Origin of the sequence: Marinomonas gallaica, assembly GCF_001639745.1 — a bacterium.
Taxonomy (GTDB): domain Bacteria; phylum Pseudomonadota; class Gammaproteobacteria; order Pseudomonadales; family Marinomonadaceae; genus Marinomonas; species Marinomonas gallaica.
The window spans coordinates 19,562-41,865 of the sequence record NZ_LTAX01000019.1 but is presented as its reverse complement, the minus strand read 5'-3'; the positions used below and the strand labels follow the sequence as shown (position 1 = coordinate 41,865).

Genomic DNA, 22,304 nt, shown 5'->3' with positions numbered 1-22,304 from the left:
GGGTTAAGATTTGCGACTATCTGACGTCAAATATCGTTATCAAAAACTGGAAGCAACGGAATATTATGCTTATTAAATTATTGCCTTACTCAGCCATTTTGGCATCTATCGGCATGTCGAGCTTTGGCTTTTCTATGACCTTAGAGTCCGCTGTACGTGATGCTGTCGTTAACAACCCTGAATTTCGTACAGAGGTAAAACGCTACCACGCCTATCAGGCTGATATTCGTAGTGCCAAAAGTGGCTACTTACCATCGATCGATTTAAACGCTGGCATAGGCTACGAAGAAGTAGATAATCAGACTATTAATAACGAAGGCGACGGACTCATCCGTAAGGAGGCATCGCTATCTTTAACGCAAAACCTATTTAATGGCTTTGGCGATGTTAATGAAGTGAAACGCCAAGAATATCGCGCCAATGCTCAAGCATTTGCTGCCGTTGCGAGCGCTAATGATGTGGCGCTTGAAATGATCGAGTCGTATGTTGATTTGCTGAAGGAACAAGAGTTCCGTCAACTCGCTTTAGAAAACATGAGAACGCATCAGCAGATTTTTGAGCAAATCGTTCAACGTAATGATGCGGGTATTGGAGATCAAGTAGAGGTAGACCAAGCAAGTGCTCGTTTAGCCCTAGCTGAGTCGAACTACTCTGCAGCGCAAAACAATTATTTTGATGCACAAGCGCGTTTCAGAAGGGTTTTAGGCAGAGATCCAGACAATCTTTTGGTGAAGCCTGTATTTCTAAAATCACTACCTGATAATTTGGAGGACGCAACGGAGTTCGCACTAAACGAACACCCAACTCTACGTACCGCCAATAATGATGTTTTAGAAACAGAGTACCAATATAAAGCTGCAAGCCGCTTTCATTACCCTCGTGTTGATTTGGTAGTAGAACAGACATTTGACCACGACATCTCTGGCATTGAAGGTAAGGATCATAACTTTCAAGCTATGCTTCGCTTGAGCTACAACCTTTACAACGGTGGTGGTGATTCAGCGGATAAGGATCGCACTCAACATGAGTATCAAGAAGCTAATGAAGTACGCGACAACACTCGCCGCCAAGTCATCGAAAACTTACGCTACGCTTGGAACGCCAAAACCTATGTTGAGCAGCAACTCGACTATATAGAACAACATATCAAACTGACCTATGACACCCTTACCGGATACCGTAACCAGTTCACACTAGGCCGTCGTACGCTACTCGATTTACTTAACACTGAAAACGAATATTACAGTGCCACGCAAAACCTAATTAGCAGTGAATATGAGCTAATGAAAGCACAATATCGCGTTATGGCGGGTATGGGTACGTTATTGCCTAGTTTCGATCTGAATTATGATTTTATCGATGCTGATGAGCAGTTTGCGTACAATAATTAATATAGGGATTTCAGCTATGGATACTCGAATCAATAAACATCTAATCGGTCTATTGCTTGTCAGCAGCGTTGCGCTTACAGCTTGTAGCTCTCATCAAAATGCGCCGAACAGTGACGCTACTGCCCGTACAATAGTCACTGCGGAGGCTCTTGAACAATCATTCAAGCGTAACGTTTTGGCACATCGAGAGCAGGGAGCCATCGCAACTCAGTCCTTTGAAGCGCAAGTTCGCCATGCTGTACGTGATCACCTAAACTTAGATTTCACTTACCTCGCTAGCGCAGATAAAGAACAGTTAACCGCTGACTTATTACAAACGGATGCGAGACTGTCAGAATTTGTTCATGCCTCAAACCGCGGTAGCAACCTGGATCAGCTTTGGGCCTTACTTCCTGCACTGCCTGCACTTGAGCGACGCAAAGCCTTGAAGATTGCTTTAACAAGCCAGTTTGACGAGGCACCTGAATTAGCAAACGAGCGTATGGCTGAATTGATGGATCTGCAGTTAAATCGCCTATTTGGTGACTTCACAATCAGTCTGGATGCACTGACACCAGAAACCGAAGAGTTTGAAGGTATGCTTGTGGCAGGACTCAAAAGTGAAGGTTTCAACATCAGCGCTCGTCGTCCTTCTCTTATCCTAGAGTATTTTATTGATGCTTACGATAACGAAGGTGACATCGAAGTGATCGCTGACTTTGAGCTTAAAGATAGGAATGCCCAGACATTTCATACAGTTAGCAATATGACTACTTATAAAGCTAACAAAGAGGGTAATGCAGAACAAAAAGCATTTGATTTTCTAGCAAGCGACATTGCTGAGCAATTATTAGATAAAGCATTAACGCGCATCAACGCTGTCAACCAAGTTAAATAAAGGATTTTCTGCATGAAGTTTGTATGGCTGTCTCTTACTGCAACTGCTGCACTGTCAATAAGTATGTTGGCTCAAGCAGAACCTCAAAATCAAGATGTTCATTCTATAAAAGACAAAAACCTGTCTCCTAGTGATATCATTGAAATTTACGATGATCGAGATCAGGATATGACCGAGTCCTTTAAGGATCAATGTCAAAACTCTGAAGCACAGCAACCTGTTAATAGCATCGGTTGTGCTCTAGATTCAGACAATGACGGCGTCTATGATAAAAACGATCAATGTCCAGACACGATTAGCGGGCGCAATGTTAACTTTTTAGGCTGTGAAGTAGACGGTGATTATGACGGTGTCTTGGATGCCAATGATCGCTGTCCGCTTACTCCCTTAGGCACTAAAGTCGACGTTCATGGCTGTAAGTTGGTTAATGACTCAGATGGTGACGGTGTTTTAGACACTATGGACCTGTGTCCGGACACACCTGCAGGCATTGAAGTTAATCAAAACGGTTGTAAACCACGTACTTCGGTGTTGGTAAATATTGTATTTGATACCGGATCTTACGCTATTCGACCGGACCAAGAAAAGCGATTGCAAGATGACTTAGCGCCTCTTAAAGATTTGCGTGACGATGAGATGATTCTGATCACTGGTCACACTGATTATGTGGGTCGCGCTGCGGATAATATACAGCTGTCATGGAATAGGGCTCTCAGTGTTAAGGATTATTTGACGACTAACTCTGATATAGAACCTGCAAGTATCTATCTGCTAGGAAAAGGTGAGTCTGAACCTTTAGCCGATAATTCAATAGCAAGCGGTCGCCAAGAAAACCGTCGTATTGAATTAGAGGTTATGATAAAAGAAGAATTGCCTGCCGCGGCTGCAATGCAGACACCGCAGTAGTCGCTCCACAGTCACGGGACGTTGTACGGGTAAAAATGGACAGATTAAAGCACCACATTACAAAATGGACTTTGGTCATGTTGTTTGTCACTTTACCCGTACAAAGCGTATCGTTTGATAACATCATTTCTGAAAAAGAAATTTCTACGGCAAAACTAAAGTACGGTGTACTGGCTGTGCGCCGCATACAAGCACTACAAACACTTATCAGTGAAAACGCCAGTAAACCAGAAAGACTTCAGGTTAATTTGGTCAATGATTTTTTTAGTAAAGTGACATACATGGAAGATGAAGCGGCTTGGGGACAAAAAGATTTTTGGGCGACTCCTGCCGAATTTTTAGCGAAGGATAAAGGCGATGCAGAAGACTTTGCTATCGCTAAGTACTTTACTTTATTGGCCATGGGTGTAGACGAAAAAAAAATCTACTTTTCGTATGTAACAGCGACACGTATTAAACGCTCACATATGGTTTTGACCTATTTTAGAAACCCAAACTCTGAACCTTTGGTATTGGACAGTTTGACTGACCGCGTTTTAAAAGCCAGCGTGCGCTCGGATTTAATTCCGATTTACAGCTTCAATGCGCAAGATTTAAGGGACTCTTCGCAAGTCTCTAGCAAACAAGGGTTCGAGAGCTCTATGCATCAATGGGGACAAATGCGCGCTCGAATGAAACAAGGCATTTTAAAGTAGCACTGACCAAAAGGTATTCCGTAAAGGATAGATTATGAGTTTTAAATCCAACATTCTGATTTTTATAAGCCTGATGCTTGTGGTGCTATTGGTGGGTACTTTTGGTTTAAATATGTCCACGACACAAGCTTTTTTAGAAAAGCAGCTACAGTCCCACTCCTATGATACGGCCAACTCTCTAGGTCTCTCTTTAAGTGCGGTAGCTGACAATCCATCCAGCGCGCAAACTATGATCGATGCAGTATTCGACCGCGGTCATTTTGCTCGTATTGAGTTGCTAGATATAGACGGTCAGCCAGTTTACCAACGTAGCAATGACGCCATTAGCTCAGACATACCACACTGGTTTATTGAGCTTGTCGATATCAACATAGCGCCCTCTTCTGCCGTCGTGCAACGGGGCTGGATGCCTATTGGTAAACTAAAAGTACAAGCACATAAAGGCTATGCCTATATTGAATTGTGGCTGGTATTTAAAAGCCTTGTACAGTGGTTTTTAATTGCGGCAGCTATATTTTTGACAAGCGCTTATATTGCGGTTCGCCTGTTACTTCGTCCGCTAAAAAGAGCCCAAAAACAAGCTCATGCGATCGCTAATAAAGAGTATATTTTACAGGACCCGCTCCCTAAAACAACGGAGTTCCGCCAACTCGTCAATGCCATGAACGGTATGGTGACTAAGCTACAACAAGTATTCACCCGCGAAGCGCAAGTAGCCGAAAAACTACGTTCTATGGCATATCAAGACAGTGTCACAGGGTTGTATAACCGCCACTATTTCGATATGACATTTAGCAGCATTGTCGACGAAGACCAGACGACCGCTCAAGGTACTGTTTATCTTTTGCGTATCAATGGTTTAAAAGAGTTTAACACGCATTATGGCTATCAATTGGGTAACGAACTGGTCAAACATTTAGCACGTATATTTCGTACGACGTTAAGTACGACGGATGGGGTATACGTCCGCTTAAATGGTATTGAATTGATTGCGTTATTGCCCAACACCAAACCTAGCTCGATACAAAAGAATGCTGATCAATTGCTTTTAGCCACCAAAACATTGCGTGAAGAGCTCAACTTAGAAGAAATGCCTATAGAGCTTACAGCCGCTATTGCTCGCTATACACCGAACGAGTCGAAATCTAAGATGTTTAGTCAACTAGACTTTTTAATCCAGCAAGCTGGCGAAGTTTATAATGACTCGGTTCAAGTACAGCGAGAAGATGCTCAACGTGCATTTAATAACGATCAGTGGCAGCAACTCATTGATACGGCGATTGTTGAACGTCGCTTTAAGCTGTTTAAACAAGATGCGTTCAACCTTGAAAAGGCAACATATGAAAGTGAGTTGCTAGTACGTATGATAGGTGATGACGGTAAAATTCAATCCGCTGCTTACTTTATGCCTGCCGTTGAGCAGCTCCGAATGGAAAGCAAAATTGATCAGTTGGTATTACGACTGGTCACTGAACACTTACAGTCTGAGCAAAGTAGCACAGTTTATTCCATTAACCTTAGTAAATCGCTGCTATTAAGTAGCAACGCTTTTGATCAGTTAGTTCCTCATTTAGAACAAGCACGCGGCGCTAAATTGGCCTTTGAGTTCCCTGAAAGCGCAGTCTACAACAATCTCGCTGCCTGTAAAAATATCTTTAATGTATTGCGCCAATTTGGATTCAAGGTGGGGATTGATCGCTTTGGCATTCAAGTCGCTGACTTGCAATATTTGAAAACCTTACAGCCAGATTATATAAAATTGGACGCCTCATTTAGCGATCAGATTGAATCTGATGCCAGCACTAACTCTTACGTTGAAAGTATCTGTGAAGTTGCTAGCAACCTAGACATTGATGTCTTCGCTATGTCGATCGAACAAGAAGCCCAGCTTGAAGCCTTCAAGAGTTCAGGCGTTCGCTATTTCCAAGGCTATTACTTCAGTACTCCGATCCCATTATGAGCACAGAATCCTTAGAAGCCGTTAGCAACGCTGAACACATCGAGGCGCATGATCCACTGCTAGAGTGTTTGATTGCTTATACAAAGCTGACACAAACGCCTTATACGAAAGACGCACTAACCGCTGGGCTACCTCTTAACTCGGATGTCATCACACCCGATCTCTTTAAGCGGGCAGCCAAGCGGGCGGGCCTCAAAGCCAGCTTTAAACCGCGCACGCTCAAGCAGATCTCGCGACTTGTTCTGCCATGTATTTTAACCCTAAAAGATAATACCGCCTGTGTTCTACAGGAAATTGACCAAGAGAACGGTACAGCTCAGGTTATTTTTAGCTCAGCACCCGACGGCTGGAAAAGTGTTTCCTTAACATCTTTAGAAGATGTTTACCTTGGCTATGCCATTTATCTAACGCATACACAACACCAGAGTGGCTCTTCGGAGCAACTCGTTCACACAGATGAAAAACACTGGTTTTGGTCATCTATCTGGCGCAATCGCGCTATGTACCGAGATGTGGTGGCGGCATCATTTGTTATCAACTTGTTTGTCTTGGCCAACCCACTCTTCGTCATGAACGTGTATGACCGTATTGTGCCAAATAATGCAATGGAATCTCTTTGGGTGTTGGTGCTTGGCATCACGGTCATTTACCTTTTCGACCTCGTCCTAAAGTATTTACGCTCCCACTTTCTCGAAGTGGCGGCCAAAAAAAGTGATGTGCAAATATCGTCTAAACTCTTTGAGCAAACACTCGGCCTCACCGCTGCAGGCCGCACTGGCACTGTAGGCAGTTTTGCCAACAAGCTAAAAGAATTCGACAGTATTCGTAATTTCATTACTTCAAGTGCTATTTCAGCGTTAGTCGACCTGCCTTTCGTGACGATCTTTTTAGCCGTTATTTTCTATCTTGCTGGGCAGATTGTGTGGGTACCGATTGGCATAATTCTACTTATGGTGGCCTACAGCCTTATTATGCGTAAACCTATCCAGCGCAGCATTGAGGCTACTTATGAAGCGCAGGATCAGAAAAACAGTGTGTTGATTGAGTCGCTGTCGACCATGTCCACAGTAAAGGCCTTGGGCGTTGAATCAAAGATGCAATGGAAATGGGAACAAGCCGTAGGCGAAATCGCTCGCACGAGCCTGAAGTCCAAAATGATGCAAAGCTCGATCTCGCGTATGACGGGCTACATGCAGCAGATGAGTACTGTGCTAATAGTGCTGACAGGCGTGTACCTCATTGCTGATGGTAACCTAACGCTGGGTGGGTTAATTGCAACAGTGATTCTAAGTCAGCGCGCAATATCTCCCATGAGCCAAGTCGCAGGATTGCTTGGTAGCTATCAACAAACCAAAACCGCCTATAACTCTCTCAACGACTTAATGGCGAAAGACATAGAACGCCCAAGCAATAAGCGTTTTATCGAGCATCCGAACTTTGAAGGCTCCATTGAATTTATCGATGTCACCTTCACCTATCCTGATGAGTCTCAACCAACACTTAAAAATGTCTCGTTTAAAATCAATCAGTTCGAAAAAGTAGGTATCATTGGTCGCATTGGATCAGGTAAGTCGACAATCGAGAAGCTTATTCTTGGCTTTTACAAAGTCGATTCAGGCAACATTTTGATTGATGGTATTGATATTAATCAACTAGACCCTGCGGAGCTACGTCGCAACATTAATTATGTACCGCAAGATGTCGTACTATTTCGCGGCAATGTGCGTGAAAACATCGCCTACCGTGCGCCTTACGTGGAAGATGATGTCATCCTTCGGGCTTCGCGTTTAGCGGGAGTCGATGCTTTTATCAAACGCCATTCAGCTGGTTATGGCCTTCAGGTAAATGAAAATGGTCAAAACCTTTCTGGCGGCCAACGTCAAAGTATTGGTATCGCTCGAGCTTTACTACTTGATGCACCTTTTCTATTAATGGACGAGCCAACCAATACGATGGATGGCACCACTGAACAAGCATTAATCAAGAACCTCAAACAAGCGAAACTCAACAGCACCTTTTTATTGGTCACCCATAAAATGAGCTTAATGGCATTGGTTGACCGCTTGCTGGTTCTGGAAGACGGCGCGATCGTCGCCGATGGTCAAAAAGAGCATGTACTTGAATACCTGAAGAAACGAAATGGTGCGCCTGCCAAAAGTGAGGCCAACGAATGAAGTCTAAACATTTAAATAAACAACTTTCCAGTGATGATATTGAGTTCGTCTCGAGTTTAAGCCAGGCCGCCTTGGAAAGACCAAAACGTTACTCTACTCTGATTACTTGGACCATATTGTTAGCCGTTATTTGGCTCATTTTTTGGGCTAATATGGCAGAGTTAGATAAAATCATACGCGGCTCGGGTAAGGTTGTTCCATCTAATAAAGTACAAATTGTCCAAAATTTAGAAGGTGGGATTATCAGTGAGATCTTGGCGTCTTCCGGTGATATCGTTAAGCAAAATCAGACTCTGATTCTGCTGGATAATACCCAGTTTGCCAGCTCATTCAGCGAAAAGCTGCTGGAAATGCAAGCATTGAAAGCTAAGGCCGCTCGATTGACGGCAAAGACCAAGCAAACTGAGTTCGTTACACCTGAAACCTACGAATCCAACTTTGAAAAGCAGTTTTATCTGCGTGAGCAAAGCTTGTTTCATGAGCAAGAAAAACAGGAAAAAATCGCGATAGAAATTATTCAGCAACAAATCGTACAGCACAAAACGGAACTCGACAATGCACGCGAGCAGCTAGACCAACTACGTAACTCTCTTGCACTTCTAGATCAAGAAATCGAAATGACCAAACCCTTAGTTGAGCGTGGATTTGCTTCAGAAGTTAGTTTGCTCAAAACACGCCGTGAACGGAATGATACGTTTGGTAAGCTGAATTCCATCGAACAATCGATACCAAAATATCGAGCAGTAATCGAAGAAACTCGACAAAAAATCGCTGAAATTCGCCAAAAAGGCCGTAACGATGCCCAAGAATCCCTAAACGATACCTTAGCTCGTATCTCACAGCTGGAAAATATTAATGTAGCACTGCAAGACAAGGTTCAACGCACAAATATTCAATCGCCAGTCAGCGGTGTCATTTCAGAGATGCTCGTAAATACACTTGGGGAAGTAGTACAACCAGGTAGTAATTTAGTAAAAATCGTCCCTATTGAGGATTCACTGATCTTAGAGACGCGTGTTCAACCTTCTGACATAGGATTCATCAAAAAAGGATTGCCTGCTAAAGTGAAATTTACTGCGTACGACTTCGCTATCTATGGCGGGCTTGATGGCGTTGTAGAACAAGTTTCAGCCGATACTATAACCGATGAGGAAGGTAAAAGTTATTACATCGTTAAGATTAGAACAAAACGAAATCATCTTGGTGATAAGCTAAATCCACTTAATCTGATGCCAGGAATGATGGCTAGCGTAGATGTCATAGTGGGGAAACACACAATACTGGATTACTTACTTAAACCCATCCTAAAAACGAAAGAGCTTGCATTAAGAGAATCTTAATGGATAGGAATATACGTTAAACATGGAAAAAGTAAATATCTTCACTCTACTTACTACGCAACCACGTGAGTTCACTGCTTGGCTAGCATATTTTCGATCCTGTTTTATCACTTCGAAATTAAAATTAATTCCACCCGGATCACAGATTGTTTTGTTTCATATCCATCAATTGGTTGACCAAAAAGAAATGCTTATTGAATGTATTCATAACTATCCAAGTGTTATTGTTGTTAGTGATCATCACCGAACTGAAGAAGGTATTGAGCTATTCAGGTTAGGCATTAAGGGTTATATACCTAAAACTCTTTCAGCGGTTCAACTTGAACAAGTACTTCAGACAGTTAAACAAAACAATATTATGATTGGACATGAGGTGATGAGTGCTTTAATTAAAGGTACCCAGCAGTCATCACCTGATTTAGAGCAGTGGAAAGAAACACTCACGTCTCGAGAACTAGAAACTGCAGAAGCTATTTTACAAGGACTCAGTAATAAACAAATAGCCAAAAAAATGAGCATCTCTGAGCGTACCGTAAAATCTCATGTCAGAAATCTGTTTGATAAATTCAATGTTAATGATCGTCTAGCACTAGTACTAAAGATTTCAGGAAAGCTACCCCATTAATTAAAATTATAAAGCTAATATTTCATTATTTTATAAGAAAAATATTAGCTTTAGTAATTTGACTTTTAACTAACTATTCGACCGTGACGCTCTTGGCTAAATTCCTAGGCTGGTCGACATCGGTGCCTTTTACCACGGCGACATGGTACGACAACAGTTGCAACGGGATAGTGTGTACGATTGGCTCAAGCACTTCTTCCACCCACGGAATTTCATTGTAATGAATGCCTTCGGCTTGCGCGAAGCCTGTTTCTTTGGCGCCAAATACAAACAGTTCGCCACCACGGGCACGCACTTCTTGTAGGTTCGACTTCAGTTTGTCGAGCATCTGATTATTCGGTGCAACGGTGATGATCGGCATGGTTTCGTCCACCAGCGCTAATGGGCCATGCTTCAATTCACCAGCGGGGTAAGCCTCGGCGTGAATGTAACTGATTTCTTTCAGTTTTAATGCCCCTTCTAGTGCAATCGGGAACATCGGGCCACGACCTAGGAACAAAGCGTTATGCTTATTGGCAAAGTGTTCAGACACCAATTTAATCGCGCTGTCTTGTTTGATCGCTGCATCGACATAGGCAGGTAACGAGCGCAGCGCATGCACTAATGCCGTGTGTTTATCATCGCTTAATTCGCCCTTCTCCGCGGCAATAGCTATTGATGTAATCAATAGCGCCGTCAACTGAGTAGTGAAGGCCTTGGTTGAAGCAACGCCGATTTCCGTACCGGCGCGTGTTAACAGTGTCAGATCTGATTCGCGCACTAATGTGGAAGACGGCACATTACAAATGGCCAACGTTGTCAGATAACCCAGTCCCTTAGCCATACGCATGGCCGCCAAAGTGTCGGCCGTTTCACCGGACTGTGACAGCGTCAGGAACAAGGATTTTTTCGGTACGGCCACTTTGCGATAACGGTACTCGCTCGCCACTTCTACCGAACAAGGAATATTGGCCAGCTCCTCAATCCAGTATTTAGCCACCATGCCGGCGTGATAACTGGTACCACAGGCGACGATATGTATATTTTCCACATCTTTCAAAAACGCCGAATCGGCACCAAAACTACTGGTTAATACGCGATCTTCGCTAATGCGACCCTCTAAACAGGCAGCAATCACTTTCGGTTGTTCGTAGATTTCTTTAAGCATGTAGTGGCGGAATTCGCCTTTGTCTGACGCGTCTACGTGATGATTAAATACACTAATAGGGCGCTCTTGCACTTGATCATTAGCGTCGAAAACCGTGATTTGATCACGCGTCAGTTCCACCACATCGCCTTCTTCAAGGAAGATAAATTGGTCTGTCACATGCAACAGCGCTAGCTGGTCCGATGCGACGAAGTTTTCTTCAATACCGACTCCCACCACCAGCGGGCTGCCTTTACGAGCCGCAATCAGGCGGTCATTCTCATGATTCAGAGTCACGGCAATGGCAAAGGCGCCATGCAAGTGTTTTAGCGCATTCTTAACTGCTTGCAGTAAATCCGGCTCTGTTTTCAGGGCATTGTGGATTAAGTGAACAATCACTTCAGTATCGGTTTGCGAACGAAATTCGTAGCCCAGTTCAATCAAGTTACGGCGTAGGGTCTCATGGTTTTCAATGATGCCATTGTGCACCAAGGCCAAATCGTCACCTGAAAAATGAGGATGTGCGTTCTCTTCCGTCGGTTTACCATGTGTTGCCCAACGAGTGTGAGCGATGCCCATCTTGCCGTCTAATGGCGCACTTTCGAACTTATCTTTTAGTGCTTGCACTTTACCTACAGCACGATGCGCACGTACGCCAACTTCATTATTGATGGCCACACCAGAGGAGTCATAACCGCGATATTCTAGGCGTGACAAACCTTCTAATAAAATTTTCGCAACATTACGCTGGGCAATAGCGCCGACGATACCACACATATTATTTCTCCTGCTTAGTCGGACGCGCCCAACCATCTTTGTTTGTTTGTTTTGCTCGGGCAAAGGCCAATTGATTTTCCGCCACAGCTTTGGTGATGGTGGAACCTGCGGCAATGGTTGCACCTGCTTGAATTTCAACGGGCGCGACTAACGCTGAGTTTGAACCAACAAACACACCGTCGCCGATGATCGTTTGGAATTTGTTCACACCATCATAATTGCAAGTAATGGTGCCTGCGCCAACATTTACATCCGCCCCCATTTGCGTGTCACCGACGTAGCTTAGATGATTAACCTTACTGCCTTCGCCGATAAACGCTTTTTTTGTTTCAACGAAGTTGCCTATTTTGGCTTTATTGGACAGCACTGTGCCTGGGCGCAAACGCGCGAATGGACCCAGATCACAGTGTGCACCAACTTGGCTGTCTTCAATCATAGTATTGGCTTTAATGACGGTGTTGTCCGCTACTGTGCAGTTTTTCAACACACAGTTAGGGCCCACTTCTACGTTTTTACCCAATGTCACGACACCTTCAAAAACACAGTTCACATCAATAATACAGTCTTGCCCAGTGGTTAGCTTTCCACGAATATCGATACGCTGCGGGTCCATTAGGGTTGCGCCAGAACGCATCAATTGTTCCGCTTGTTGCTGTTGCCAAACACGCTCTAAGGTTGCCAATTGCACACGATCGTTAACACCACTGACTTCCGACGCTTGCTCTGGGTGAACCGTTACGATTTCAACACCTTGCTCTGCCGCCATGGCAATAATATCGGTTAAATAATACTCGCCTTGGGCATTGTCGTTGGTCAGTGCATTCAACCAGTGCTGCAACTTCGCATTCGGCGCCAATAAAATACCGGTGTTTACTTCGTTGATTAAAAGCTGCTCTGGTGACGCGTCTTTTTGTTCGACAATGGCGGTCACAGCACCTTGTGTATCACGCACGATACGCCCGTAGCCAACGGGGTTATCCAGCTTAATGGTCAGCAGTACCAGAGTGTTATCGTTAGATAGAGACAACATACGCTCCAGCGTAGAACGCTGAATCAAAGGAACATCACCGTATAGGGTCAACGTGGTACCGTTTTCGCTTAGGAACGGCGCTGCTCGACGTAGCGCATCGCCGGTACCTTGAGGATTGTCTTGCCATACGATATTGGCAGAAAAATCCTGACAAGCTTGCTCAACCTGTTCACCTTGATGGCCAACCACTAAATGTAACTGAGCATTGCTTAAGCCTGTTGCCGTAGCCAGTACGCGACGTACCATCGCTTCACCACCAATTTTATGAAGCACCTTAGAATAGGCTGATTTCATTCGGCTTCCCTTGCCTGCAGCAAGGATCACAATATCCTGTGTCATAGAGCGCTTACCCACTATTTAATCGTCATCTTTAATTGAGCTGTATTAGACCTTTTGTTCAACTTTGTCGCAATTCGTTTTGTCATAAAATTTTTGACAAGTAAGCGTCATAATCTTGTCCATTGCACATGCGCTGGATCATAGAGCCCGCTAAAAAAACTATGCTAGCATCACGTTCTTTAAATCTACTTCTTGGCATCATAAGGACAGTGTATGTACGAGATTATTCATCACGGCGCAAAAAGTGGCGTCACAGGGTCGTGTCATGAGCTGATCTTAGACGAACATAACAGCTTGCTGGTAGATTGCGGATTATTCCAAGGAGCGGAAACGTCTGATAATGGCGCCAACGCGCATACTCTCAGTATTGAATTTGATGCATCACGTATTCAAGGACTGATCGTCACTCATGTACACATAGACCATATTGGACGCATCCCTTATTTATTGGCGGCAGGGTTTAATGGCCCGATCTTTTGCTCCATTCCAAGCGCGAAGTTACTCCCTCTGGTGATTGAAGATGCATTAAAAGTGGGTGTCACTCGTAACCGGAGCATTATCGAGGCCTGCTTAACAAGACTCAGATCACAGGTTGTGCCGCTCGATTACGAAACTTGGCATGATGCACCGCTGCTCACTTCATTTCAGGGGCACTGTCAGCTTAAGCTATCGCCCGCTGGGCATATTTTAGGCTCAGCTTACGCCACGGTTCGCATACAGCAAGATAAACCATGGGACATCGTCTTTTCAGGGGACCTCGGCGCACCTTATGCACCTCTGTTAGACGCTCCTAAATCGCCGTGCCGAGCAGATCAGCTGGTACTGGAAAGCACTTACGGTGATCGTCACCATGAAGACCGACATCACCGTCGTCAGCGCCTACAAGCCTCAATGGAAGGCGCACTCGCGGATGGTGGTGTGGTGTTGATTCCGGCTTTTTCCATCGGGCGTACACAAGAGTTGCTCTATGAAATAGAAAGCATCATCCATGATCATGCTGAGCAATGTGTGAGCCACACTACGACAGGAAAAGCCATACATTGGCACGAGCTAGATATTATTGTTGACTCACCATTGGCTAGCCAATTCACTGACGTCTATCGAGAATTAAAGCCCTATTGGGACCAAGAAGCTCAGCAGCGCTTACATCAAGGTCGGCACCCTCTCGATTTTGAACAGCTGACTACCATTGACGATCATGCGCTGCATGAGCAAACGGTTGCCTACTTAGCACTACAAAAGCGCCCTGCTGTTGTTATTGCCGCGTCTGGCATGTGTGCGGGTGGGCGCATTGTCAATTATCTGAAAGCTCTATTAGGCGACGCACGTAACGATGTTGTGTTTGTTGGCTATCAAGCTCAAGGCACTCCGGGAAGAGACCTATTGACGTACAATAATCGAGATGATGGATACGTCATGTTAGATGGCCAACGCTACCCGATTCGAGCAAAGGTTTGGCAAATTGGAGGTTATTCGGCCCATGCTGGGCAACAAGATTTGGTACGCTTTGCCAGTGGAATGCGTCAGCCTCCAAAAAAGATCCATTTAGTGCACGGCGAACATGATGCAAAGTTGGCACTGCAACAGGCACTGCAAGCCAAGCTTGATCATGTTGAGGTGGTACACTAAGCAAAAAGCCCCTGTATGGCAGCATACAGGGGCTTTATATCATTTATACCGATCGCGTTTGCTGGATACTAAACGGCCTCGACAATGCGCCCTTTTGCTGAAGCAAACGCTTTGTCACCCTCTTCTCCCATCGCTTGACCGCCTGCTACAAAAGCATCTCTAACATTCAGACCTAGGAAGTTAAGGAAGGTCTTAACGTACGGTAGTTGATGATCGTATGGTGTATTTTCTAGGAAGCTACCACTTGCAGAGAAGATGTATGCGTCTTTATTCACCAAGCCAACTGGGCCTTCTTCTGTGTATTTAAACGTACGGCCAGCACGGGCGATGTAATCAAAATACGATTTTAGCGTAGATGGAATGCTGAAGTTATAGATCGGAGCACTGACGGCAACGACATCGGCCGCTTCTAACTCTTCAATTAATTCATCGCCGATGGCAACGATCGCTTTCTGCTCGGCGCTGCGATCTTCTTCAGGTGTAAACAGTGCCGCCAATGTTTCACTGGTAAAATGTGGCAGTGGCTTCGCATTAACATCGCGAATGACAACTGTGCCATTAGGATTTTGCGCTTGCCACTGTGCCACAAAAGCATCCGCTAGTTGGCGTGATTTTGAGTTGTCACCGGATGCACTTGAATCAATTCGTAGTAACGTTGTCATGAGTAATCTCCTAATATATTTGCTGAAGCTTTGCTTCAAATTTGTTCGATGCGCCCATATTAGAACCAGTTTTTCTGATATAAAAGCGTAAGTTTTTGACGATTTGCATCGAAAAATACGATATAAAAGAAGGTAAATACGAACTACGTGGAAGATTCTCTATGAAAGCTCCAAGAGTGACGTTAGAACAATGGCGCGTTTTACAGGCCGTTGTTGATAAAGGGGGCTTTGCTCAAGCCGCCGAAGCATTACACAAAAGCCAGTCCTCAATCAGCTACACCGTTGCTAAATTACAGGAGCAGCTAGGTTATCCGCTGCTTACGATTGATGGTCGTAAAGCCAAGTTAACCGAGCGTGGCGAAGTATTATTACGACGTTCACGTCATTTAATTAGAGAAGCCATCGATTTAGAAGAACTGGCTCACACGCTCGGGCAAGGCTGGGAACCTGAAATCGAGCTGGTAGTGGATGAGGCCTTTCCGACGCCTGCGTTACTCAGAGCCTTAAAGGCTTTTGAACCTCAGAGCCAAGGCACGTTGGTTCAACTAAAAGAAGTCGTACTCAGTGGTGCTCTGGATACGCTTTCACAAGGCTCACCGGATTTAGTATTAAGTGGCATGGTGCCAAAAGGTTATTTGGCGGACCCTATTGTTGAAGTCGAAATGATCGCGGTAGCGGCACCTGATCACGCTTTATGTGCCGAAGAGGGTGTTATCAGTAACGAACGCCTGAAAAAAGAACTGCAAGTCGTTATTCGCGATTCTGGCCAAGAAAGTTCTATTGACCAAGGATGGCTAGGTGCTGATCGCCGCTGGACGGTTTCCAGCGTGCAATCTGCTTATGAAGTCGTGGCTTCAGGCGTCGGCTTCGCTTGGTTGCCGATGGCCGATTTGCGCGACGCATTAGAATCCGGCCGTTTAAAAAAATTAGAATTAGAATCCGGTGGCGAGCGTAATTTCCACATGTACGCAATCTTTGGCAAAGGCGAGCGCACCGGCCCAGCCACACGTCTGTTTGTGGAGCTGTTACAACAGTCCTGTGCGCAATGCACGGATCTTCGCCGTTAACGGCGATCATTACATACGTGGGTAAGGCAACGCCTTACCCACCATTTCCAATTATTTTAAACGCTTTAACGCAATGCGTTTACGCTGCACATCCACTTCGATCACCTGCACTTTCACCACTTCGCCGATTCGTACTTCGTCACGCGGATCTTTGACGAAGCGATCTGCCAATTGCGAAATATGAATCAGACCATCTTGATGAACACCTAAGTCCACAAAGGCACCAAACGCCGCAACATTGGTCACAACGCCTTCGAGACTCATCCCCTCTTGCAAATCTTCGATCTTGTTCACCGCTTCATCAAAGCCTGCGTACTTAAACTCAGGACGTGGATCGCGCCCCGGTTTGGCAAGTTCTTGCAGGATGTCTTGGAAGGTATATTGGCCTTGCTCAGCAGCGGCAGGGGCCGTCTTTAAACGCGCTATGCCCTCTGGATTACCGACCAATGCGTTAAGCTCAAGATCAATCGATCGAGCGAGACTCTTGATAACGCTATAGGACTCTGGGTGCACAGCGGAGGTATCAAGAGGCTCACTGCCGCCACGAATACGTAAAAAGCCCGCACATTGCTCAAACGCTTTTTCTCCAATGCCTTTGACCTTTTTCAACTGCATACGGCTACTAAAGCCGCCAACTTGCTCGCGAAACTCAACAATATTTTGCGCCATACGTTGTGTTAAACCCGATACATACGTGAGCAATGATACCGAGGCTAGGTTTAAATCCACCCCTACTGCGTTCACACAATCCTCCACCACGACACTTAGCGCATCGCCTAGCCGATTGGCTTTTACATCGTGTTGGTACTGACCAACGCCTATCGCTTGCGGGTCAATTTTCACCAGTTCAGCAAGCGGGTCTTGGAAACGTCGCGCGATGGAGATTGCCCCTCGAATCGTAACATCCAATTCTGGGAATTCTTCAATGGCGACAGGCGATGCCGAATAAACGGAAGCGCCCGCTTCTGATACGATGACGCAGCGGCAGTTTAACGATCTTTGCTGAATCATGTCTTCGGCCAAGGTTTGTGTTTCCCGAGACGCCGTACCATTACCGATCACGAGCCACTCGATATTATGTGCTTGGATAACCTGCGCGAGCTTTGCTTGTGCTTCGGTTGCCTTGTTTTGAGGTGCATGCGGGTACACCACACCGTAGTCTAATAATTGGCCATATTCATCGACCGCGGCCCACTTCACACCATTACGAAACCCAGGGTCTAATGCTAACGTTCGCTTCGCTCCAGCTGGCGCAGCCATAAGCAAATCTTTTAAATTGTTTTGAAATACTTCAATCGCACCCTTTTCCGCTAACTCTTTTAGCTCTGCAAGTAAGTCCGATTCCAATTTAGGCTGTATTTTTTCAAGCCACGCTTTTTCTAACCAGGCAAGTTTTTCTTTACTCGGCGTACGTTCTTTAAGTTCTGGAAAACCCAGTGGAATCGTATTGACTGTGTTATTTAGGGGGTAAGGCAACGCTTCATCGGATTCAATTGCTAGCTTTAATATACTTTCTTTTTTCCCCCGAAATAATGCCAGCAATCGATGAGGCGGGCATTTTTTAAGCGCTTCACGATAATCAAAGTAGTCACGAAACTTTTCCCCTACTTCTTTTTTACCACGCATCACTTTACTGACTAACACACCTTCTTTTTGAAGAAATAACTTACCTTGCTGCAAGGTGTGAATATTCTGGGATAATTTCTCAACAATAATATCCGAAGCGCCTGCTTTCGCCTCCGCTAATGAAAGCGGCTGTTTAAAGCTCGCTTTGGTTTGCTCATAGTGCTGTTGCGCTAACGCTGCACCATCACGCCATAATGCAATGGAGAACGGCAGCAAACCTAGCTCAATGGCGCTATCGGCTTTGGTTTTACGAGTCTTTTTAAACGGCGCGTAAATATCTTCTAACTCGGTTTTACTGCTCGCTTTTTCGACAGCACTAAAAACTGAAGCAGGAATATCAGGCAGCTCTTTTAATAACTCTACAATTGCTATGCGACGTTTCTCTAACTCCACTAAGTACAGCCAACGGCCATGGAACTCGCGTAATGTCTCATCCGTCATAGCACCCGTTACCTCTTTACGGTAGCGTGCAATAAACGGTACGGTCGCCCCCTCTTCAAATAATGAAAGGATGTTTTTAACCGTTTTTTCTGGGGTCGAATATTCTTTTGCTAAGGTCTTTAACAAGATATTAATCAATGTGGTCATATTATTTACTTAAAAATGAAGAGAGTTAGCATATTAAGGAATTTTTTATTAAACTAGTCGGTCAGTATTGATACGAATACTCTATTTAATGCTATTCTTAGCAAGACAAATTCTTGTAAGTTGGATTTAAGCTTACCTGTTTATAAAACCAAAGAAAAACACAGTTTTGGATGGATTTCTGTTCTGTGTTCGCGTTGATTAATGCGTTTCAGATTATTAGGGGAAACCATGAGCTTATTAGCAGAGCTAGCCGGAAACAAAGCCAAAGCACGTGCAGCGGCAAAAGAGTTAACCATTCCACAGTTAGAGAACCTAATCGAAGGGTTCAATAATGCGTTGGTTAAAATGCAAGAAGACGAGCAAGCACGTCAAGCTGAAGTCGAAGAAAAATCACGCCAAGCGGCCGATATCGCTAAGCTAATTGAAGCAAGCGGCTTAACGCTTGAAGAGATCGCTGCGCTAAGCGGTGCTCGCAGCAACCCAACCAAAGGCAAAACGGTAAAACCTAAATACCGTATTGAATGGAATGGCGAAACCATCGAGTGGAGTGGCCGTGGTCGCACACCGAAGGCATTCCAAGAGTATTTGGATGCGGGCAACTCTCGCGAGTCTGCAGAGATCAAATAACGCTGCACAGTTAAATAAAAAAACCGACGCGTGCGTCGGTTTTTTTATGTCTCACAATGACCAATTAGTCAGTGATTTTGGTATAGATCAAATCCCAGACACCATGGCCTAAACGCTCACCACGCTGCTCGAATTTCGTCAATGGACGCCATTCTGGACGTGGGTGATATTGGTTTTTACCGGCTGCGTTTTCATAGTTCTTTTGCTCTTCCATCACTTCCAGCATGTGTTCAGCGTAAGCCTCCCAATCTGTCGCCATATGGAAAGCACCACCTACTTTCAATACATTGGCCACTTGCTGTGCAAATAACGGCTGTACGATGCGGCGTTTGTTATGCTTCTTTTTGTGCCATGGATCGGGGAAGAATAACTGAAAAGTCGACGCTTGACCTTGTGGTAAGCAATCAGCCATCACTTCGATGGCATCGTGACAGTACACTCGAATGTTATTGACGCCTGCTTCGGCTGCCAACATCATCAATTTTGCCACACCTGGCGGGTGCACTTCGATACCAATAAAATCTTTTTCAGGGGCGTTTTTGGCCATTTCAACCAACGATGCGCCCATACCAAAGCCTACTTCAAGCACGACGTCGGATGTACGACCGAACACATCTTCGTAAGCGATACGACCATTGACAACGTCCAAACCATAGACTTCCCAATTGGCGTCATAGGCTTTTTGCTGCCCATCTGTCATACGACCACCGCGTACAACAAAACTGCGTATTCTGCGTTGTTTTACTTCTGTATCTGTTGGGTTTTGTTCGTCTTGCATGGAGTTGCCAATCTCAAATTCTAAATTAGGCGCGTATGGTACTAAAATCGAATAAAAATGTCTGTTAATTCACCACATTCTTATGTGGCTTAAAGAAACCAATTAGCAGCACGAACCAACCGCTTAAGTACAGCACACCGCCAATCGGCGTGACGGCGCCCAGCAGACGAATATCTGTTAGCGTCATAACGAAGAGCGAGCCTGAAAACAACAGATTACCCAAGGTAAAAAGTTTCACAGACCATAGAAATCGCGCACTGACGGCCATCAACACAACAGCTAAAATACCACCTAAGCTGTGGTACATCATATATTGGCTAGCGGTTTGCCACCAAGCTAGGTTCTGCTCGGCAACGATCTGCTTTAAACCATGAGCTCCGAAAGCCCCGGCGGCAACAGAAATAAAGGCTTGAAGCGTAGCGATCGCACCCCAACGCTGCTGAACACGGGAAAGCTGCATGTTGAACCTTGTTGCTTGATCTAACAAACGTCAGAATTATTGAAATACATTCAGGTAACCGTTACTGCCAATGGCGTAGTAGGTATTACCCGCACCAAACGCCAACGCAATGACTGCGGCTCCGGTTGGACGCATTGTGTCTTTTAGATGCATATCCCAAGACTGAGCCACCTCACCTGTCATGACATTGACTAGATTTACACGACGGTTTTGTTGTCCCAGCAGTAGGTTTCGGTTGTTGTTTGAAAACACGGCTTGGCTGATGGTGACATTACGAGATTGTAGTTTGCCGGTATCGATTTGACTGACTTCTGCACCGGTCAATGTCGACCACACTTTAGCATCCCCCAATTGCGCGGCTGCGAACACATAAGCACCGTCGCCAGACAGCTTTACTGTTGCGATATTGTTATCTAATTGCCAACGGTGTTTGACTTCACCGGTTGTTAGATCCCACAAAATGACCTGGTAAAGATCATCGCCTGTAACACCATATCTGCCGTCAGGCGTCACATCAACAGAACGCACAATGGCGCCAGTACGAAGGGTTTGTCGGATGCCCCCGTTCTTAACATCAAAGTAACGAGCCGTTTGATCATCCATACCGACCAACGCGAAATCACCATTACGCGTAAGCTTGAGCGTTTTCACGTCACCCGGCGTATTCCAAAAGCCCAGCGATTGCCCTGTTACGGTACTCCATAGCACCATCGTACGTGCGCTACCCGTAGCGGCAAAATCGCCACTGGGATCAATGTCTACACTGATTAATGGCGTCGCCTCACCTGCAGCATGGTTCCAATTATATACTCGCCGAGAAGGATTGTTTTCCCAGTAGCTGCCGCCATGCTGAATGGAGCCAATCAAAGACGCACTACCGTTGTCACTCAGCGCAGCAGAATACAGACCTTGTACCGCCATCGAACTGGTTGTCACTGGGTCCTCTGCTGAACATGCCCCTAGCAGGGCTAACGTAGCACCTGCTAATGCAACATGTTTAAGCGCTTTCGCTGTGCGCCTCATGCAATTCCTCAATGAGTTGATCCTCATAGGCAAATCGTTCGTCTATTAAAAGCCCTAGCGTTTGCAATGCAAAAGGTAGGTCGACTAAATGACTATTACAGTGCTCTTTGGTGTCAAACTTATCGTTAAACTCTAAAACGATAGACGTATTAGTAGACAATTCTGGCAGGATTTTATGTAAGCACTCTAATGCGGCCTCATCATGAAACTCTTTGGCTTCAAGGGCTAACTGTTCGTACACTTCAAAGTGTCCAGTTGACACATAATCCACAAGCAGCTCACAAAACGCCAACACTTTTGGCGTATCTGTTGGTGTGTACTCACCGATTTCTCTCAGGCCAACATAAGATTCAACCAAGACCTTACGACTTTTCAACCAACGATCGATGATCTCATGTACGCCACCCCATCGCTCTTGCGCAGTTTTGCAACGTTCTAACATAACTTGCCTCCCAACTACGTTCTTATTTTGATGGCTTCAACAAGCTTACTCCAAGCATGTCGTTACAATCCTTATCAACTGTGACTCATATTTCTGGTTTTAGCATATTCTGATCTCAAAGCCCCTGCAAGACACAGGCAACAGGCTTTTGTTAACAACTGC

The 22,304-nt window shown here is 45.1% G+C and carries 19 protein-coding genes; 11 read left to right on the top strand and 8 right to left on the bottom strand.

The features are described from left to right. Positions 1 to 65: 65 nt before the first annotated feature. The 8 genes from AYW76_RS14980 to AYW76_RS14945 all read left to right on the top strand — a co-directional run bounded on the left by AYW76_RS14980 (position 66) and on the right by AYW76_RS14945 (position 9,968). The gene (locus AYW76_RS14980) at positions 66 to 1,391 is read left to right on the top strand and encodes a TolC family outer membrane protein (protein WP_067222445.1); all 1,326 of its coding nucleotides are present in this window, start codon (positions 66 to 68) and stop codon (positions 1,389 to 1,391) included. 16 nt (positions 1,392 to 1,407) lie between these two features. Next, positions 1,408 to 2,268, top strand: a complete 861-nt coding sequence (locus AYW76_RS14975; RefSeq protein ID WP_067222443.1) for a hypothetical protein — start codon at positions 1,408 to 1,410, stop codon at positions 2,266 to 2,268. Positions 2,269 to 2,280: 12 nt separating this feature from the next. Continuing rightward, positions 2,281 to 3,174: an OmpA family protein gene (locus tag AYW76_RS14970; protein ID WP_067222441.1), complete on the top strand. Its 894-nt coding sequence runs from the start codon at positions 2,281 to 2,283 to the stop codon at positions 3,172 to 3,174. Positions 3,175 to 3,251: 77 nt separating this feature from the next. Continuing rightward, on the top strand, positions 3,252 to 3,869 hold the full coding sequence (locus AYW76_RS14965; RefSeq protein WP_067222438.1) for a transglutaminase-like cysteine peptidase: 618 nt from the start codon (positions 3,252 to 3,254) through the stop codon (positions 3,867 to 3,869). 34 nt (positions 3,870 to 3,903) lie between these two features. Beyond that, positions 3,904 to 5,829: a bifunctional diguanylate cyclase/phosphodiesterase gene (locus tag AYW76_RS14960; RefSeq protein ID WP_067222435.1), complete on the top strand. Its 1,926-nt coding sequence runs from the start codon at positions 3,904 to 3,906 to the stop codon at positions 5,827 to 5,829. After that, a complete protein-coding gene (locus tag AYW76_RS14955; protein WP_067222431.1) occupies positions 5,826 to 8,003 on the top strand; it encodes a type I secretion system permease/ATPase in 2,178 nt (725 codons plus the stop codon). The genes AYW76_RS14960 and AYW76_RS14955 overlap by 4 nt, the downstream gene beginning before the upstream one ends. Beyond that, positions 8,000 to 9,343, top strand: a complete 1,344-nt coding sequence (locus tag AYW76_RS14950; protein WP_067222428.1) for an HlyD family type I secretion periplasmic adaptor subunit — start codon at positions 8,000 to 8,002, stop codon at positions 9,341 to 9,343. Before AYW76_RS14955 ends, AYW76_RS14950 begins: the two co-directional genes overlap by 4 nt. A gap of 22 nt (positions 9,344 to 9,365) precedes the next feature. Beyond that, positions 9,366 to 9,968, top strand: coding sequence for a response regulator transcription factor (locus tag AYW76_RS14945; RefSeq protein ID WP_067222425.1), 603 nt, complete (start codon positions 9,366 to 9,368; stop codon positions 9,966 to 9,968). Positions 9,969 to 10,041: 73 nt separating this feature from the next. Here AYW76_RS14945 and glmS read toward each other — a convergent pair whose 3' ends face one another. After that, entirely contained in the window at positions 10,042 to 11,871 is a 1,830-nt protein-coding gene (glmS, locus tag AYW76_RS14940) for a glutamine--fructose-6-phosphate transaminase (isomerizing) (protein WP_067222423.1), read from the bottom strand. A 1-nt stretch (position 11,872) separates the two neighbouring features. Continuing rightward, positions 11,873 to 13,240 carry a bifunctional UDP-N-acetylglucosamine diphosphorylase/glucosamine-1-phosphate N-acetyltransferase GlmU gene (gene glmU / locus AYW76_RS14935; RefSeq protein WP_067222419.1) on the bottom strand — a complete coding sequence of 456 codons (1,368 nt, stop codon included), beginning with the start codon at positions 13,238 to 13,240 and terminating at the stop codon, positions 11,873 to 11,875. A gap of 213 nt (positions 13,241 to 13,453) precedes the next feature. Here glmU and AYW76_RS14930 point away from each other — a divergent pair, with 213 nt between their 5' ends. Beyond that, positions 13,454 to 14,869: an MBL fold metallo-hydrolase RNA specificity domain-containing protein gene (locus AYW76_RS14930; RefSeq protein WP_067222417.1), complete on the top strand. Its 1,416-nt coding sequence runs from the start codon at positions 13,454 to 13,456 to the stop codon at positions 14,867 to 14,869. A gap of 68 nt (positions 14,870 to 14,937) precedes the next feature. On the opposite strand, the gene AYW76_RS14925 is transcribed toward AYW76_RS14930, so the two are convergent. Beyond that, positions 14,938 to 15,531, bottom strand: a complete 594-nt coding sequence (locus AYW76_RS14925; RefSeq protein WP_067222413.1) for an FMN-dependent NADH-azoreductase — start codon at positions 15,529 to 15,531, stop codon at positions 14,938 to 14,940. A gap of 161 nt (positions 15,532 to 15,692) precedes the next feature. Between AYW76_RS14925 and AYW76_RS14920 the strand changes: the two genes are divergently transcribed. Next, complete coding sequence (locus tag AYW76_RS14920; protein WP_067038511.1) at positions 15,693 to 16,598, top strand: LysR family transcriptional regulator; 906 nt, start codon at positions 15,693 to 15,695, stop codon at positions 16,596 to 16,598. A 51-nt stretch (positions 16,599 to 16,649) separates the two neighbouring features. Here AYW76_RS14920 and AYW76_RS14915 read toward each other — a convergent pair whose 3' ends face one another. After that, positions 16,650 to 18,812 (bottom strand): Tex family protein, encoded by a 2,163-nt coding sequence (locus AYW76_RS14915; protein ID WP_067222410.1) that lies wholly within the window; start codon positions 18,810 to 18,812, stop codon positions 16,650 to 16,652. A 228-nt stretch (positions 18,813 to 19,040) separates the two neighbouring features. On the opposite strand from AYW76_RS14915, the gene AYW76_RS14910 reads away from it, so the two are divergent. Further along, entirely contained in the window at positions 19,041 to 19,439 is a 399-nt protein-coding gene (locus AYW76_RS14910) for an H-NS histone family protein (RefSeq protein ID WP_067038509.1), read from the top strand. Between the two features lie 64 nt (positions 19,440 to 19,503). On the opposite strand, the gene trmB is transcribed toward AYW76_RS14910, so the two are convergent. The 4 genes from trmB to AYW76_RS14890 form a co-directional block, all read right to left on the bottom strand. Next, positions 19,504 to 20,217, bottom strand: a complete 714-nt coding sequence (gene trmB, locus AYW76_RS14905) for a tRNA (guanosine(46)-N7)-methyltransferase TrmB (RefSeq protein ID WP_067222407.1) — start codon at positions 20,215 to 20,217, stop codon at positions 19,504 to 19,506. 64 nt (positions 20,218 to 20,281) lie between these two features. Further along, complete coding sequence (locus AYW76_RS14900) at positions 20,282 to 20,677, bottom strand: DUF423 domain-containing protein (RefSeq protein WP_067222404.1); 396 nt, start codon at positions 20,675 to 20,677, stop codon at positions 20,282 to 20,284. Positions 20,678 to 20,713: 36 nt separating this feature from the next. Beyond that, positions 20,714 to 21,700: a WD40 repeat domain-containing protein gene (locus tag AYW76_RS14895; RefSeq protein ID WP_067222400.1), complete on the bottom strand. Its 987-nt coding sequence runs from the start codon at positions 21,698 to 21,700 to the stop codon at positions 20,714 to 20,716. Continuing rightward, the gene (locus tag AYW76_RS14890; protein ID WP_067038505.1) at positions 21,675 to 22,142 is read right to left on the bottom strand and encodes an Rsd/AlgQ family anti-sigma factor; all 468 of its coding nucleotides are present in this window, start codon (positions 22,140 to 22,142) and stop codon (positions 21,675 to 21,677) included. The genes AYW76_RS14895 and AYW76_RS14890 overlap by 26 nt, the downstream gene beginning before the upstream one ends. Positions 22,143 to 22,304 lie beyond the last annotated feature (162 nt).

Coding starts and splice junctions, on each gene's coding strand:
- glmS (WP_067222423.1), bottom strand. CDS start 11,871: ATGTGTGGTATCGTCGGCGCTATTGCCCAGCGTAATGTTGCGAAAATT.
- AYW76_RS14960 (WP_067222435.1), top strand. CDS start 3,904: ATGAGTTTTAAATCCAACATTCTGATTTTTATAAGCCTGATGCTTGTG.
- AYW76_RS14970 (WP_067222441.1), top strand. CDS start 2,281: ATGAAGTTTGTATGGCTGTCTCTTACTGCAACTGCTGCACTGTCAATA.
- AYW76_RS14915 (WP_067222410.1), bottom strand. CDS start 18,812: ATGACCACATTGATTAATATCTTGTTAAAGACCTTAGCAAAAGAATAT.
- AYW76_RS14920 (WP_067038511.1), top strand. CDS start 15,693: ATGAAAGCTCCAAGAGTGACGTTAGAACAATGGCGCGTTTTACAGGCC.
- AYW76_RS14890 (WP_067038505.1), bottom strand. CDS start 22,142: ATGTTAGAACGTTGCAAAACTGCGCAAGAGCGATGGGGTGGCGTACAT.
- AYW76_RS14910 (WP_067038509.1), top strand. CDS start 19,041: ATGAGCTTATTAGCAGAGCTAGCCGGAAACAAAGCCAAAGCACGTGCA.
- trmB (WP_067222407.1), bottom strand. CDS start 20,217: ATGCAAGACGAACAAAACCCAACAGATACAGAAGTAAAACAACGCAGA.
- AYW76_RS14950 (WP_067222428.1), top strand. CDS start 8,000: ATGAAGTCTAAACATTTAAATAAACAACTTTCCAGTGATGATATTGAG.
- AYW76_RS14945 (WP_067222425.1), top strand. CDS start 9,366: ATGGAAAAAGTAAATATCTTCACTCTACTTACTACGCAACCACGTGAG.
- AYW76_RS14965 (WP_067222438.1), top strand. CDS start 3,252: ATGTTGTTTGTCACTTTACCCGTACAAAGCGTATCGTTTGATAACATC.
- AYW76_RS14895 (WP_067222400.1), bottom strand. CDS start 21,700: ATGAGGCGCACAGCGAAAGCGCTTAAACATGTTGCATTAGCAGGTGCT.
- AYW76_RS14980 (WP_067222445.1), top strand. CDS start 66: ATGCTTATTAAATTATTGCCTTACTCAGCCATTTTGGCATCTATCGGC.
- AYW76_RS14900 (WP_067222404.1), bottom strand. CDS start 20,677: ATGCAGCTTTCCCGTGTTCAGCAGCGTTGGGGTGCGATCGCTACGCTT.
- AYW76_RS14975 (WP_067222443.1), top strand. CDS start 1,408: ATGGATACTCGAATCAATAAACATCTAATCGGTCTATTGCTTGTCAGC.
- AYW76_RS14955 (WP_067222431.1), top strand. CDS start 5,826: ATGAGCACAGAATCCTTAGAAGCCGTTAGCAACGCTGAACACATCGAG.
- AYW76_RS14930 (WP_067222417.1), top strand. CDS start 13,454: ATGTACGAGATTATTCATCACGGCGCAAAAAGTGGCGTCACAGGGTCG.
- glmU (WP_067222419.1), bottom strand. CDS start 13,240: ATGACACAGGATATTGTGATCCTTGCTGCAGGCAAGGGAAGCCGAATG.
- AYW76_RS14925 (WP_067222413.1), bottom strand. CDS start 15,531: ATGACAACGTTACTACGAATTGATTCAAGTGCATCCGGTGACAACTCA.